Here is a 13173-nt window from a genome sequence, read left to right on the forward strand (position 1 = left end):
AGTTATCGTAAGGGCCACGGCAGATCCGTGTAGGCCTGCAGCAAGCCAGGCGGAAAATCACGGCCGAGAAGCCCCGCAAAGGCAAGCATGCCTGCCACGCCCCCCACGGTGTAGAGCAAAGCCATCAGAGGCGTTAACCCGGCTCGGTAACGGAAGAAGGCTAGGAAGAAGAGCACCAACGCGATTACGAAGCCGAACAGGACGGACAAGAGGAGAAGTGCAGCAAACCAGGACAGGGTTCTCCATAGACCATGCGGCAGGTTTGCCTCCGCGCCGCCGGTCTCCAGATCGATGAACATGGGATGGCTTTCCGAGACGAGACGCATCTGTATCAGCAGCACCACGCAGGCAATCAATGTCACCGTACCGACGACGACCGGGAAGATCTTGTCGCCGACGCGCTCGATCAAAAGCGCATTGACCAAAGCCACCGTCACGTAGGCCGTAATACACAAGAGGAAGAAAACCGGGGTTCGCTTTCCGCCTGTCGCCGTAGCCTCCGTCTCGATAACGTGCTTGGCATTGCGCAGCCCCAACCACAGGGAGGCGACGGTAAGCGTCAGGATAACGAGCACGAGCGGCGAGGCGATGTAGTGCATCCCCGTTGCGAAATCACGAGTGAATCGCGCGCCGGCGATCTGGTTGGCCATATTGGCAAACGCTTCCAGTTGGCCCGACAGCACAAAGCCGATCAGAAACGCAGGTCGGGAATAATCGAAGCGCCGGAGAAGAATGCCAAGGAACCCGACGAAGATCAGAGCAATCAGATCACCCTGAGACATCCGCGACTGGAAGGCCGCGAACGCGATCACCATGAACAGGAGCGGCGCCAGGAGCGTGAAACGAACCTTCGTGATTTTGGCGATCTGGCTGGCAAGCAAAATGCAAAGGCCGGCGCCGAACAGTGTCGCAAGGGCGAGAGACCAGACAATCGTATAGGTGATGTCGAGATTCTGCCGCACCATGTGCGGCCCCGGTGACAGGTTGAGCAGCGCCATCCCACCCAGGAAGACCGCCATCGAGCCCGAACCAGGAATCCCGAAGATAAGAGTTGGAATGAGGGCTCCGCCGTAGTTCGCATTGGCCGACGACTCCGGTCCGATTACACCCCGGATGTCCCCCTTCCCGAACTGGCTCTTGTCTGCGGTCGATTGAACCGTATAGCCGTAGGCAATCCAGTCGACGACGGAACCGCCGAGACCGGGGATGATCCCAACAACCACTCCGATGATGGCGCACTTGGTGGACAGCCACTTGTTACGCCACCAGTCCCCGAGGCCCCGCAACCATCCGGTCCCGAGGCTGTTGCCCTGAGCGATGCTCTGATCTTCCCGAAGGAGCGATACGATTTCCGGAATGGCGTAGATTCCAAGGCCGACGATCACGATCTGCAGGCCGTCGACCAGATACGGCATGTCATAGGTTGCCATCCGCAGGCTTCCGCCGGCACCTGCCGCTCCTATCGTTCCGACAAGAAGGCCGAGCCCGGCCGCAATCACGCCCTTGAGCGGTACGCGTCCCGCCAGGATCGCCACCATGGACATGCCGAGCACTGCCAGCATCAGCATTTCCGGTATGCCGAACATAAGAATGAGCGGGCGGGCAACGAAAATGAAGGCGGTCAGCGCCAGCGCACTGATGAGCCCCCCATAGAGTGAGCACATGAAGGCTGCGGAAAGGGCACGCGCAGCCTCTCCGCGCCTCGCCATCGGGAAACCATCGAGGACCGTCGCTTGCGAGGACGCACCGCCCGGGATTCCCAACAGCACCGAGGAGAATGTATCCGACGTGGGATTGACGGCCAGGAGACCAACCATCAGCGCCAGGCCGGAAACCGGATCCATGCCGTATATGAACGGCAGCAGCAGCGACAAGCCGGCAATGCCGCCGATCCCGGGCAGGACGCCCACGAGAAGGCCCAGGAAGACACCGAGCAGCAGGTACATGATCTGCTGCGGCTGCAACAGGAGGAAGAAGGCCTCGCCGAGTGCCGGCAGGGCCGTGTTGAAGATATCCATCAGTGAGACCTTTCGAGCAGCGGGTTGAGGAAACCCGACGCGCTATCGTGCGTCGGGTTCACGCGTCACTGCATCGTGATACCGTAGTCGTCCTTCAGCCAATCGAGCACATACTGCTTCGCCTCCGGCGATACGGCGATTGCTTGCTCGTGGGCGACCTGCGCCGCTTTACCGATACCCTGAGGATAGACACCAAGGGTCTCTTCGGAGTTCTTCGCAAAATCCGGCTCCGCGATGATTGCTTCGAAGGCCTTGCTGTACATGTCGACCACCTCCTGGCTTGCAGAGCCAGGAAGATAGATGAGCTTTTGCGCGGCAAAGCCGGAAACGAAGAACGCCTTCCAGGCATCCCAGCCGATGCCGGAAGTCTCACATCCCTCGGTTGCCTCGCAAACCTCCTTGAAAGTGGGAATATCCGGGAACGTCGGGTCCCGGATGATGTTGCCGTCAGCATCGAGAGAGCCATAGGTAAAGGCGGGCACCGCAAGCTTCTGCTCCACCAGCGGCACCACGCTCTTCAGGTAGGCTGAAGACGTCTGGTAGTCGATATTGGCTTCACCGCGTTCGAACATCAGCCGGCCGTCACCGCGTCCTTCGATACCGAACACCGGATCGACCTGAAGGCCGAGGAGCTTGAATGCCAGAAGCGGGACGAGATCAAGCGTGGTGGCGCCCTGCGAACCGTAGAGGTACGATTCGCTTTTCAAGTCGTCGAAGTCGCCATCGAACCGTTCCCCGAGATCCGGGGGAAGAAAGACCACCCCGCCGGTACCGGATGAAAGGATCACCTTCCAATCCTTATATTCGTAGCGGACGCGCGGGTCGTCGAGCAGGTATGGAAACTGCGTACTGCCGGAGGGTCCGAAAATCAGGGTGCCGTCAGAAGTCGACTGCTGCTGGAACCAGTTGGCGCCTTCTGTCGATCCTGCGCCAGGGCGATAACGCACCACCACGGTAGGCTTTCCGGGTAGATGCTTGCCGAGCAGAGGCGCAAAGAAGTTCGCCCACGCGGCGGACCCCCCCGATTCTGCGAATGGAATAACGAATTCCACTGTTTTTCCGGACAGATCCTGTGCCTGGACGGTCGCAGTTGCGACAACGCCGGCCACCATCCCGCCAAGAACGGTGCGGCCCATATTCCGTAGGTTCATCAGATTTCCCTCCCATGATCACTGGCAGCGCTCGTAGCGCTGCCCGCGTGCAGCCGACGATCAATTCAATCGATGACGCAGCTCCTCCAGCCGCATGCGGCAGATTGCCACGGGGGGAATTAAGAGAAAAATTCTTACATCTCATTCATCGATGAATTTTGCTCACTATCTGCCTATGAATAGGCTCATCAGGCGCGGGGTGGTGCCAGCCGGCAGCATGCCTCAAGGCGACGGCTGCAGGGTCGGCTCGATCGACTGCTCGTAGAAGCGGGCCATGTTTCTGGCCGGATCGAGGCGACGGATATGCAAATGGTGGGGCTGCAGGCACATGGGCAGCAGGATCTCGTATAGCTTGCCTTGTCCACGGCCGCTGGCGCCAAGCGAGCGTTGCAGCAGCCCGAAATCCGATCGACCCTCTTCGTCGAGGACAACCGCCCTATCCCGTTGTCGTTGCCGGACGCTCCTCTCAGATGCGAATCGGCAGGCCGGTTCTGGCGACACCAATCTGCTCGCTCGCGATCGTCTTGATCAAGGAACTTTACGTTGAGTATTTCATAGGATCGAGGATAGACGCAGGCGAAGATTCTCCTGCTTAGCCGCGACCCTTCATCATGCCTGCCGAACGACAGAGTTGATCAGAAGACAATAGCGATTAGTGGTTGCACCAACGACCAGCAGAACTAGATTAATCTGGGATGTAAAAAAGTTGTTCGATCGTCATCCGGCTGTTTGTAATGCCCTGCTCATGGGAATATCGGCACAGAGTATCAATAGCATGTCGATTTGGCTCAAGGCCATAGGGCCAGTAATCCGCCCCCATGACCGCCTCCGCCTCACGGAGCTGCTCGCTCATCCATGGCAGCATGACGGCGTCGAAATTTGACTGATGCATTTCATGGACGGCGTAGCGCCGCCCGGCTTCAAATGCATCGAACACGATCTTGCGCAAATCCGGCGACTGAGTAACGAGATCCTTGCGAAGGCCGATGACGTGCATCAGCGGAAACAGCGCAGTTTTCTTGTAGTAGGCTTGTTCTTCTACAATCACATCGCGGAAAAGCCGCTGGATACCAGGATCGCCGTCGATGAAAGCCTGCGGCGCCCGTGGCGCGATGATCGCGTCTATCTCGCCGCGTTGCATCAGCAACCACAGCGTTTCGCCCGGCTTGAGCTTGGTGGTGCGGAAGGTATCCGGCAGGGTTACCGGAATTTTCTCGTCCCGCCCCGGCGCATCGATACCGCCGATTACCCAGTCGATATCCTCCGCCCGCACACTGTATTCATCCGAAAGCAGACCCCGGATCCAGACATTGGCGGTTAGCTGATATTCCGGCAGCCCGATCCGGCGGCCACGCAGGTCCTCGGGTTTGGTGATGCCTGCATCGGCGCGGATGTAAATCGCGCCGTGCCGGAACTTTCGCGAGACGAAGACTGGGATGGCCTCGTAGAGGTGTTCCCCGCGCGAGCATTGCAGCAGGTAGGAACTCATCGACATCTCGGCGATGGCGAATTCACCACCGAGCATGCCGCGCAAAAATACTTCCTCGGCAGGCAGGATCTTCCAGTCCAGATCATAGCCGACGATTGGAATGCGGTTTGCAATCAGCGGCCACGTCCGGTCGTAGGCCCCGCAGCCGACGGAAAGAAACTTGTTCACAGAAACTCTCCAAGGCCTATTTGTCGGAATAGCCGGCGATAATCCGGGCATCAATGATGTAGCGACCGCCGGCAGCCACGATCCCCGCACCCTTCTCCAGCTCCAGCCGCAGCGATACGACATCCGTGACGGGTTCGCCGCCCTCGAAGCCCTGGGCGCGCGCCAGACCGATCAGATCCGGCGCCGGATTTTCGAGCCGTTGGCCGATACCCTTGTTCTCGACAGGTCTGTTACGCTGCACCGCCATGCGTTCTTGGTGAATCTCATCGTTGAAATAGGAGCGGTTATTGGCCACGACGATCATCATCGGTAGCTGCAGATTGGAGGCGGTCCACAGCGCGTTCACGCCCATCAGGTAGTCGCCGTCTCCCATCACGCCGATGGTCAGCCTGCCGCTATCCCGCAGGGCAAGCGCAGCCCCGACGGTGTGGCCGGGGCCTGTGCCTACCGCACCGCCGCCATCCTTGCCGAGAAAGTCGAGCGGCGAGGTGAAGCGGCTGGCTGAGCGCGGCCACCCGAACGACAGGCGGGCAAAGGTGACGTCGCGGTCGCGTGCGAAGGCGGAGGCTGTAAATGCGAGCTGCTCTGCATTGAACGGCAGGCTGGCATCCGGCGCCAGTGGTGCGGCCAGTGCCCAGTGCGGACCTGCATCCGCAGCCGTCGCCAGCGGCGTCCAACTGCCCTCGCCGCGAATTTCAGCCAACAGCTGCGCGACAAAACTGTCCGGATCGGCAAGCACCCTGACGTCGGCTGCCGCGAGCGCCTGATGATCCATGCTCCAACCATTGGCCAGATAACCGTCAAGCGAGCAATGCATGATGGTCGCTGCCGCCGGAGTCTGGGTCTGGCTACCGCCACAGCGGGCGCTGAGGAAGCCGGCAAGATCGTGCCAGTCGAGTGACAGCACGACATCAGCGCCCTTTAGCAGTTCCGCTTCCGCCGCATCCGGACGCTCGCCGACCGGCGCCAGGACGTGCAGCTTGTGTTCAGTCGGGAATGCGGAGGCGTTGTGCATGGTGGTCATGACCACGGCACCCAGCGCCTCGGCCAGCGCGATGCGATTGTCCCATGCCTCGATTTCGCGCGAGCCGCGGCCGAACAGCAACACAGGCGATTTCGCAGTGCGTAGGATGTCGATGACGCGCTTCAGCGTGTCGGCGGAAGCCGCCGGAGAATCGGGGGCCGCATAGCGGCGCACGGCCGGAACCTTCACTTCGCGGTCGAGCGCTGTTTCCTGCATCTCGACTTCGAGGCAAACATAAACCGGTCCATGCGGTGCGGTACGACTGATCTGGTCGGCGCGAAGCACCGCTTCGATCGCAGCTTCGGCGGAGGTGGGCTGATCGTCCCATTTGACATAGTTCCGGATCAACGCTCCCTGGTCTTTGGCGGTATGGATCCAGTCGATCCAAGGCCGGCGTTTATGCGCATCGGCCGGACCCGTAGCGCCGATAATCAACATCGGACGGCGGTCGCACCAAGCGTTGAAGATCATCATCGACGCATTCATAACGCCGACATTGGCGTGCAGGGCAACCGCCATCGGTTCGTTGGCGACCCGCGAAAACCCGTCGGCAATCGCCACCGCATGCGCCTCGTGCAGGCAGACGATCATCGACGGATCATGATTGCCGAGGTGGTTGACGATGCTGTCGTGCAGGCCACGGAAGCTCGATCCGGGCACCAGCGCGATATAGCGGTAGCCGAGTGCCCTGATCGTGTCGGCGACCACATCGCTGCCCCATACCACGGGGCCGTCGGAGATGCGCACAGGTGTCTCATTCATATCTGATAACTTCCAAAAGACGTCTATTAGGGTGTCGCTTGACCGCGACACCGCACGATCATGCTGGGCTTAACGGGCTACTCGACAAAAACTTCCTCACGCCGCTTGCTGACCTTGGGCAGGAATCCGATACCGAGCATGACGATCGCCAGCAGCAGAAAAACCAGGCTGATCGGCCGTTCGACGAAAGTGAGTATGTCGCCACGCGAGATGATCAGTGCCTGGCGCAGGTTCTCTTCCATCATCCGCCCGAGTACGAAGCCGAGCGTCAGCGGCGCCGGCTCGAAATTTAGCTTGGCAAGGCCGTAGCCGACGATCCCCAGCCCGCCGAGCATCAGGATGTCGATCGGTTCGCGGCGGATGAAATACACGCCGAGACAGCAGAAAATCATGATGCCGACGAACATCAGCCGGTAAGGCACTTTCAGCAGTTTCACCCACAGGCCGACCAGCGGCAGGTTGATCACCAGCAGCATCAGATTGCCGATCCACATCGAGGCGATGATGCCCCAGAAGATGTCCGGCGTCTTGCTGATGATCTGCGGACCCGGGACTATGCCGTGGATGGTCATGGCGCCGACCATCACCGCCATCACCGCATTCGGCGGAATGCCGAGAGTCAGCAGTGGAATGAACGAGGTCTGGGCGCCAGCGTTGTTGGCACTTTCCGGACCTGCAACGCCTTCGATGGCACCGTGGCCGAAGCGGCTGGGATCCTTCGCCAGCCTTTTTTCCAGCGTATAGGAGGCAAACGGCGCCAGCACCGCGCCATTGCCGGGCAACAAGCCGAGGATGGAGCCGAGCAGCGTGCCGCGCATGATCGGCTTGGCCGATTGCTTCATTTCCGCCCTATTGGGGAGCAGCCGGCCGATAGCTGCGGTGCGTACGGTGTCGCGGGATTCGCCGTGCTCGAGGCTGCGGAACACTTCGGCCATCCCGAACAGGCCCATGCCGAGCAGCGAGATCTCGATGCCGTCTGAAAGCCAGCGCTGGCTGAAGGTCATGCGCAGTTGGCCGGTGGTCAGGTCCGGACCTATGCCGGCCAGCAGCAGGCCGACCAGCACCATCAGTATGGCTTTGAGGATCGAGCCACGGGCCAGCAGGATGGCGAAGGCAAGGCCCATTACCATCATCGAGAAATATTCGGCCGGGCCGAAGATCAGGGCGATGCTGGCAAGCGGTATCGCCATGGCGGCCATCAGTAGCGTCGAGAAACAGCCGGCGAAGAATGAGCCGATCGCAGAGATACCGAGGGCAACGCCGGCCCGGCCCTTGCGTGCCATGGCATGGCCGTCGAGCGCGGTGACGACGGCGCTGGATTCGCCGGGGATATTGAGAAGAATGGAGGCGGTCGAGCCGCCATACTGAGCGCCATAATAGATGCCGGCGAGCATGATCAGCGCCGAGGTCGGCTCAAGGCCGAAAGTCAGCGGCAGTAGGATCGAAATCGTGGCGATCGGCCCGATCCCCGGCAGCACGCCGATCAGCGTACCCACCAGGCAGCCGACGAAGCAGAGGATGATATTCTGCATCGTCAGCGCGACGGCAAACCCGAGGCCGAGATGCCCAAAGAATTCCATCATCGGATTCAGATCCTTATCGAAAGACTGTGAATGACGAGGATCGGCAACTGTTGTCCGAGCAGGACTTTGAACAGCAGGATGCAGAAACCGGTCAGCACGACGGAAAAAATGATCAGTTCGCGCAGCCGGGCGTCCTGCGACCCCCAGCCGGCGATCATCATCGACAGTGGCGCCGCCACCAGGAAGCCCGGAACCTTGATCGTCAGGGCGAAGGCGATCAGCCCAAGCGACACGAAGACCGGGCCGCGCACATGCCAGCGCTCCAACGGCTCGCTCTCGTGCAGCAGGCTGAGCACGACCAGGACAACCCCGCCCAGGCCGATCAGCAGTGCCACCGTGCGCGGCACCATGGCCGGGCCGATCGAGGTGACCGTGCCTTGGGAAAGATTGCTCAGTGACCAGACTGCGATTGCTGCGAAGGCAATGAGGATCAGCCCGGAGATGAGGTTCTGCGATGATTTGACGAGATCTGTTTTCATGGTCTGATGTTTCCTCCCCGGCGATGCAGGACCGCGCGAACGCGATCCTGCTCGGCGATGAATGCTTGGGGCTATTCGACGGTCACGCCGATGGCCTTGACCATCTCGCCCCATTTCGCGCCCTCTTCCTTCACATAGGCAGCGACTTCAGGAACGGTGCGGATATGAAGCTGGTAGCCCATGTCGCTGAGCTTCTTCTGCACTTCGGGTTCGGACATGATCTCGTTGATGGCTCCGTTGAGCTTCTCCACGACTTCCGGGGGTGTCTTCGACGGAGCGAACAGCCCGACCCACGATTCGGCGATGAACGGATAGCCGCCCTCGGCATAGGTCGGCACGTCCGGCATGGCCGGGTTGCGCTCGGCGCTGGCAACCGCCAGGCCGGTCAGGGCCTTTTCGACCACCTGCGGAGTCACGCCGAACGAGGATGCGACCATGTTGACCTGATTGCCGAGGGCGGCCTGGACCGAGAGGGCGCCGCCGCGGAACGGCACATGGGCAGCGTTCACCTTTGCTATCACCTTGAGAAAGTATTCGGCAGCGATGTGCGAGCCGGAACCGACGCCGGCGGTGGCGAAGGTGATTTCTTTACCCTGATGCGCCTCGAGGAAGGCCTTGAGCGTGCCCGGCTGCGACGGATGGGTGGCTATCGTTTCCGGCGAGGATACCGGGACGGCAATGCCGGTCAGGTCGTCGAGCTTATAATCCAACGACTTGTAGAGCGTCGGGTTGATGGCAATCGCTGTCGTTGTAACCAGGATGTTGTAGCCATCCGGCTCCTGATTGGCGATGAACGACGCCGCCGTGTTGCCACCGGCGCCGGCGGTATTTTCGACCGTAACGACGGTCTTCCATTTCTTGCCGAGTTCATCGCCAAGAATGCGTGCATAGGTATCTGCAAACCCACCGGCGGCAAAACCGACGGTCAGTGTGATGCGGTCCGACGGATAGTCGGCCGACTGGGCGAATGCCGGAGTGCCGCTGATCAGCAAAACGGCTGCAAAGGCTGTGCCCGCGGCAAACCGCGAATGCTTTGTAGTAATCATTTTTTCTCTCTCCCCTTGGTTGATATCGTCAGCCGTGGTGGTTGGCCTCCCCTACCGCGCCGGCCGTTTCAAGTTCACGTGGATGTGCTTTTCCTGGGTGTAGGCGAGCAGTTCTTCCAAGCATTCCTCCCGGCCGAGACCGGACTGCTTGTAGCCGCCGAACGGCGTGCCGAGAAAATGCCGCGACACTTCGTTGATCCAGACGTAGCCGGCCTGCACGTTGGCTGCGAGCCGGTGGGCATTGCGGATATCATTCGTCCAGATCGAGCATGTCAGGCCGTACTCGACGCCATTGACCTGCCGCAGCATCTCGGCTTCGTCCGACCAGCGGAAGATCGACAGCACCGGCCCAAACACTTCTTCCGTGGCAATCCGCATCGACTGGGTCACATTTGTAAACACCGTTGGTTCGACGAAGAAGCCGTTCACAAGCTGCGGATCCGTGGAACGTTTGCCGCCATACAGCAGCGTCGCCCCTTCGCTCTTCGTCTGCTCGATGAAGCCCAGCACCTTATCCATCTGCATCTGGCTGATGATCGCGCCCATCGTGGTGGCCGGATCGGTCGGATCGCCGGGCTGGAATTTTGCCATCCGCTGCTTGACGCGTTCGACCACCTTGTCGTGGATGGACGTGTGCAGGAAGGCGCGGCTGGTCGAGCCACAGGACTGGCCGCACCAGGTGAAATTCATGCCGGCGATGACGCCATCGGCCACCTCGTCGGCATCGGCATCGGCCATGGCAACCAGCGCGTTCTTGCCGCCGAGTTCCAACAGGATCGGCTTGATGGTTTCGGCCGCCGAACGCATGACCGCGCGGCCGGCGGCAACGCTGCCGATCAGCGATACCATGGCAATGTCGACATGCGAGGCAAGTGCCGCACCTGCGTCACGCCCGCCTGGCAGCACGTTGAACACGCCGGGCGGCAGGATGCCATCGACCAGTTCGGCAAAGCGCAGTGCGCTCAGCGACGCCTGTTCCGGTGGTTTGACGATGACGGTATTGCCGGCGGCCATGGGGGCTGCCGATTTGGCGGCGCAGAACATGAAGGGATGGTTGAACGGAATGACGCGGCCGATGACGCCGCGCGGCTCGCGGACGGAAAAGTTGATCGAGTCCGGCCCGAGCGGAACGGAACTGCCCTTCATCTCGGTGACCAGTCCGGCGAAGAACTCGTATTGCGACGCCGCATTGGCAACGTCGCGCAGCATCTCTTCGACCGGCATCCCGCCGTCGATGGCATCGATCAGCGCCAGCTCGTAGGCATTGGCGCGGATGATGCCGGCGACCTGCCGCAGGATCTTCGCCCGCTCGGCAGGCGCCACCCGGCGCCATTCGAGATAGGCAGCGGCTGCCACCGCCACCGCCGCGTCAACGTCGGCGGGGCCGGCTTCGGCAACGTCGCCCAACGATTCCCCGGTGCTCGGGCTGATGACGCCGGTGCGGCAGCCGGAGATCGACGGGTGCCAGGCGCCACCGTAATAGAGTTCGCGGTGGTTCGGCAGGCAGTCGTTGACGGATGCGCCGGCGGCTGGCGCGTTGGAGTGTTCAAATTTAGCGGTCATCGGTTTTCCTCTTCCCAATTCCGGGCGGACCATGGAGGCGAACCGAAAAGCTCGCGCGAACTGGTGCCGCTTTCAAAAAATGCTTCGGCAATGCGGCGGCGAGATAAAATGGGATCTCTTCCATACTCATAAGTTTCATAGGCCTGTTACAGCCTGCGCGCGGCCTCATTCAGAGAATGGTGCTGATATCCTCCAGATCGAACCGGGTACCGCGCGGACGCAGGCTTGCCGGATCGCCGTAACCGATATTGATCAGGAAATTCGACTTCACCCGTCCTCCCGGGAAAAACGCTTCGTCGACCACATCGTGCAGAAAGCCGGACATTGGTCCGCAATCCAACCCCAGCGACCGCGCCGCCAGCAGCAGATAGGCGCCCTGTAGCGTGCCGTTGCGGAAGGCAGCCCTGAGCGCAAGGTCTGGATCCGCCTCGTATACGGCAATGCGATCCAGGGCATGCGGTGCCAAAAGGTCGAAATGCTTGTAGAACTGGGTATCGAAGCCGAGCACCGCGGTAACAGGTGCTGCCATGGTTTTGTCGACATTGCCGGGTTTCAGTCCTGGTAGCAGCCGCTGCTTGGCTTCAGCCGAACGAACGAAGACTATACGCATCGGGTTACAGTTGCCGCTGGTGGGCGCCATCTTCGCCAGATCGTAGATCTGGGTCAGCACTGCGTCGGTCACCGGCTTGAGCAACCATCCGTAATAGGTCCGCGCTTGCCGAAACAGAAGATCCAGACTTGCGTCCTCCGCAACTTGGCGGCCAACTCCCAGGGTGTCCATGCGTGTTCCTCCGTTGCAAATGAGATAACATCGCGCTTGCCGGAATGCGCATTAGATCTATAGCTGGCCGATAAGAAGTAGCTATAGCGGATGATCAACCGAGACGAACGGCGCGCTGTCCTGCACGGTATACTTCTCCTGCGCCCAGTGATCGGCGGCTTTTCAGCCGTCGCATTCTTATCGGGGGAAAACTTTACAATCGAACAGCTTGCGCACCGTTCTGACAGTACCGGCGCCGTGAATGGAGCCGTCATCGACTACATCGAGGAAGACTTCCATCATCGCGGTTGGATGCTCGATCCTAAAACGATGGTCGGCCGGCGCCACCGCTTGTCGGCAGCGGTGCTGCCGGCAAGGAGCGCGGCGGTGGCAACCGTCACCGCCGCCAGCATCCCGACACCGCGGCGCGTGCGCCCGGAACTCCGGCGATCTCGGTATCCCCGTCACAGCGAACGCGGCCGTTCGGGGTCTGGATCCGCGCCATGCCCACCTCGCCGATATTCGACAGTAAAACCGGACTTCCGTCTCATCGCGACTTTCGCGACAAGACCCCGCTCGATCGACGCCGGCTATGATGTTGCCGCGGGCCTGCGCATCGCTATCGATCGGCTGATCGACAAACACCTCCCGGAAAGGTAATCGACGTCAGCGTCGCCACGGGTCGAGGGTGACGTCACGGCAACCTTCGAGGTCAGCGGATGGGCGCCTCCGATGCCGTCCATCTGGCGGATATCCGGCGAGGTCATGATCTAAGGCAACAGGGCGTCGCAGTTCGCGGTATCCAGCCGTAAGTCACGCGCCAGAAAAAATAGGCGCCTTTGGAAGGCCCCTACACATCCACGGGCAGGGAATGCCGTCCGCAGATTTATTTCAGCCCCTTGGCAAGTGCCACGCGCATCTCAGGCCCGGTTCCCCTGCCATTTTAAAATCTCGGACTGTCCATAAGATAATGCTATTCCAATAGCGATAGTTCGGTGGTTGCCATCCTGGCGATAGCAAAAACTTATCGCGAAAGCATGAAATCCGACTTGGCTAGTCCCGCAAATTGCCGGACATCAGGGGGAGGCGCCCGGCGACATTCCTCGGGCGTTGAGAAAGATCGGCTGGCT

General features: G+C 60.6%; 12 protein-coding genes. 1 reads left to right on the plus strand and 11 read right to left on the minus strand.

Annotated features, from left to right (window positions below; all coding sequences use genetic code 11):
• Window positions 1–2: 2 nt before the first annotated feature.
• The 10 genes from LH464_RS19160 to LH464_RS19205 form a co-directional block, all read right to left on the minus strand.
• Window positions 3–2018, minus strand: coding sequence for a tripartite tricarboxylate transporter permease (locus LH464_RS19160; RefSeq protein WP_226788016.1), 2016 nt, complete (start codon window positions 2016–2018; stop codon window positions 3–5).
• A 65-nt stretch (window positions 2019–2083) separates the two neighbouring features.
• Window positions 2084–3169: a tricarboxylate transporter gene (locus tag LH464_RS19165; RefSeq protein ID WP_226788017.1), complete on the minus strand. Its 1086-nt coding sequence runs from the start codon at window positions 3167–3169 to the stop codon at window positions 2084–2086.
• Between the two features lie 222 nt (window positions 3170–3391).
• On the minus strand, window positions 3392–3670 hold the full coding sequence (locus LH464_RS19170) for a hypothetical protein (RefSeq protein ID WP_226788061.1): 279 nt from the start codon (window positions 3668–3670) through the stop codon (window positions 3392–3394).
• A gap of 184 nt (window positions 3671–3854) precedes the next feature.
• On the minus strand, window positions 3855–4826 hold the full coding sequence (locus LH464_RS19175; protein WP_226788018.1) for an ABC transporter substrate-binding protein: 972 nt from the start codon (window positions 4824–4826) through the stop codon (window positions 3855–3857).
• Window positions 4827–4842: 16 nt separating this feature from the next.
• Window positions 4843–6612, minus strand: coding sequence for a thiamine pyrophosphate-binding protein (locus LH464_RS19180; RefSeq protein ID WP_226788019.1), 1770 nt, complete (start codon window positions 6610–6612; stop codon window positions 4843–4845).
• Window positions 6613–6689: 77 nt separating this feature from the next.
• Window positions 6690–8195, minus strand: a complete 1506-nt coding sequence (locus tag LH464_RS19185) for a tripartite tricarboxylate transporter permease (protein ID WP_226788020.1) — start codon at window positions 8193–8195, stop codon at window positions 6690–6692.
• Window positions 8196–8200: 5 nt separating this feature from the next.
• On the minus strand, window positions 8201–8674 hold the full coding sequence (locus LH464_RS19190; protein ID WP_226788021.1) for a tripartite tricarboxylate transporter TctB family protein: 474 nt from the start codon (window positions 8672–8674) through the stop codon (window positions 8201–8203).
• Between the two features lie 71 nt (window positions 8675–8745).
• Window positions 8746–9720: a Bug family tripartite tricarboxylate transporter substrate binding protein gene (locus LH464_RS19195; protein WP_226788022.1), complete on the minus strand. Its 975-nt coding sequence runs from the start codon at window positions 9718–9720 to the stop codon at window positions 8746–8748.
• A 51-nt stretch (window positions 9721–9771) separates the two neighbouring features.
• On the minus strand, window positions 9772–11283 hold the full coding sequence (locus LH464_RS19200) for an aldehyde dehydrogenase family protein (RefSeq protein WP_226788023.1): 1512 nt from the start codon (window positions 11281–11283) through the stop codon (window positions 9772–9774).
• A 169-nt stretch (window positions 11284–11452) separates the two neighbouring features.
• Window positions 11453–12064: a malonic semialdehyde reductase gene (locus LH464_RS19205; protein ID WP_226788024.1), complete on the minus strand. Its 612-nt coding sequence runs from the start codon at window positions 12062–12064 to the stop codon at window positions 11453–11455.
• A gap of 90 nt (window positions 12065–12154) precedes the next feature.
• Between LH464_RS19205 and LH464_RS19210 the strand changes: the two genes are divergently transcribed.
• Window positions 12155–12703, plus strand: a complete 549-nt coding sequence (locus tag LH464_RS19210; RefSeq protein WP_226788062.1) for a hypothetical protein — start codon at window positions 12155–12157, stop codon at window positions 12701–12703.
• Here the strand turns inward: LH464_RS19210 and LH464_RS19215 are convergent.
• The gene (locus tag LH464_RS19215) at window positions 12634–12810 is read right to left on the minus strand and encodes a PrpF domain-containing protein (protein ID WP_226788025.1); all 177 of its coding nucleotides are present in this window, start codon (window positions 12808–12810) and stop codon (window positions 12634–12636) included. The genes LH464_RS19210 and LH464_RS19215 overlap by 70 nt on opposite strands.
• Window positions 12811–13173: the final 363 nt, after the last annotated feature.

The sequence above is a fragment of the Pseudorhizobium xiangyangii genome (assembly GCF_020531965.1).
Lineage (GTDB): Bacteria > Pseudomonadota > Alphaproteobacteria > Rhizobiales > Rhizobiaceae > Neorhizobium > Neorhizobium xiangyangii.

Bases quoted from the DNA above. Each gene is read 5' to 3' on its own strand.
- LH464_RS19190 (WP_226788021.1), bottom strand. From the start codon at position 8,674: ATGAAAACAGATCTCGTCAAATCATCGCAGAACCTCATCTCCGGGCTG.
- LH464_RS19180 (WP_226788019.1), bottom strand. From the start codon at position 6,612: ATGAATGAGACACCTGTGCGCATCTCCGACGGCCCCGTGGTATGGGGC.
- LH464_RS19165 (WP_226788017.1), bottom strand. From the start codon at position 3,169: ATGAACCTACGGAATATGGGCCGCACCGTTCTTGGCGGGATGGTGGCC.
- LH464_RS19205 (WP_226788024.1), bottom strand. From the start codon at position 12,064: ATGGACACCCTGGGAGTTGGCCGCCAAGTTGCGGAGGACGCAAGTCTG.
- LH464_RS19210 (WP_226788062.1), top strand. From the start codon at position 12,155: ATGATCAACCGAGACGAACGGCGCGCTGTCCTGCACGGTATACTTCTC.
- LH464_RS19185 (WP_226788020.1), bottom strand. From the start codon at position 8,195: ATGATGGAATTCTTTGGGCATCTCGGCCTCGGGTTTGCCGTCGCGCTG.
- LH464_RS19215 (WP_226788025.1), bottom strand. From the start codon at position 12,810: ATGACCTCGCCGGATATCCGCCAGATGGACGGCATCGGAGGCGCCCAT.
- LH464_RS19160 (WP_226788016.1), bottom strand. From the start codon at position 2,018: ATGGATATCTTCAACACGGCCCTGCCGGCACTCGGCGAGGCCTTCTTC.
- LH464_RS19200 (WP_226788023.1), bottom strand. From the start codon at position 11,283: ATGACCGCTAAATTTGAACACTCCAACGCGCCAGCCGCCGGCGCATCC.
- LH464_RS19195 (WP_226788022.1), bottom strand. From the start codon at position 9,720: ATGATTACTACAAAGCATTCGCGGTTTGCCGCGGGCACAGCCTTTGCA.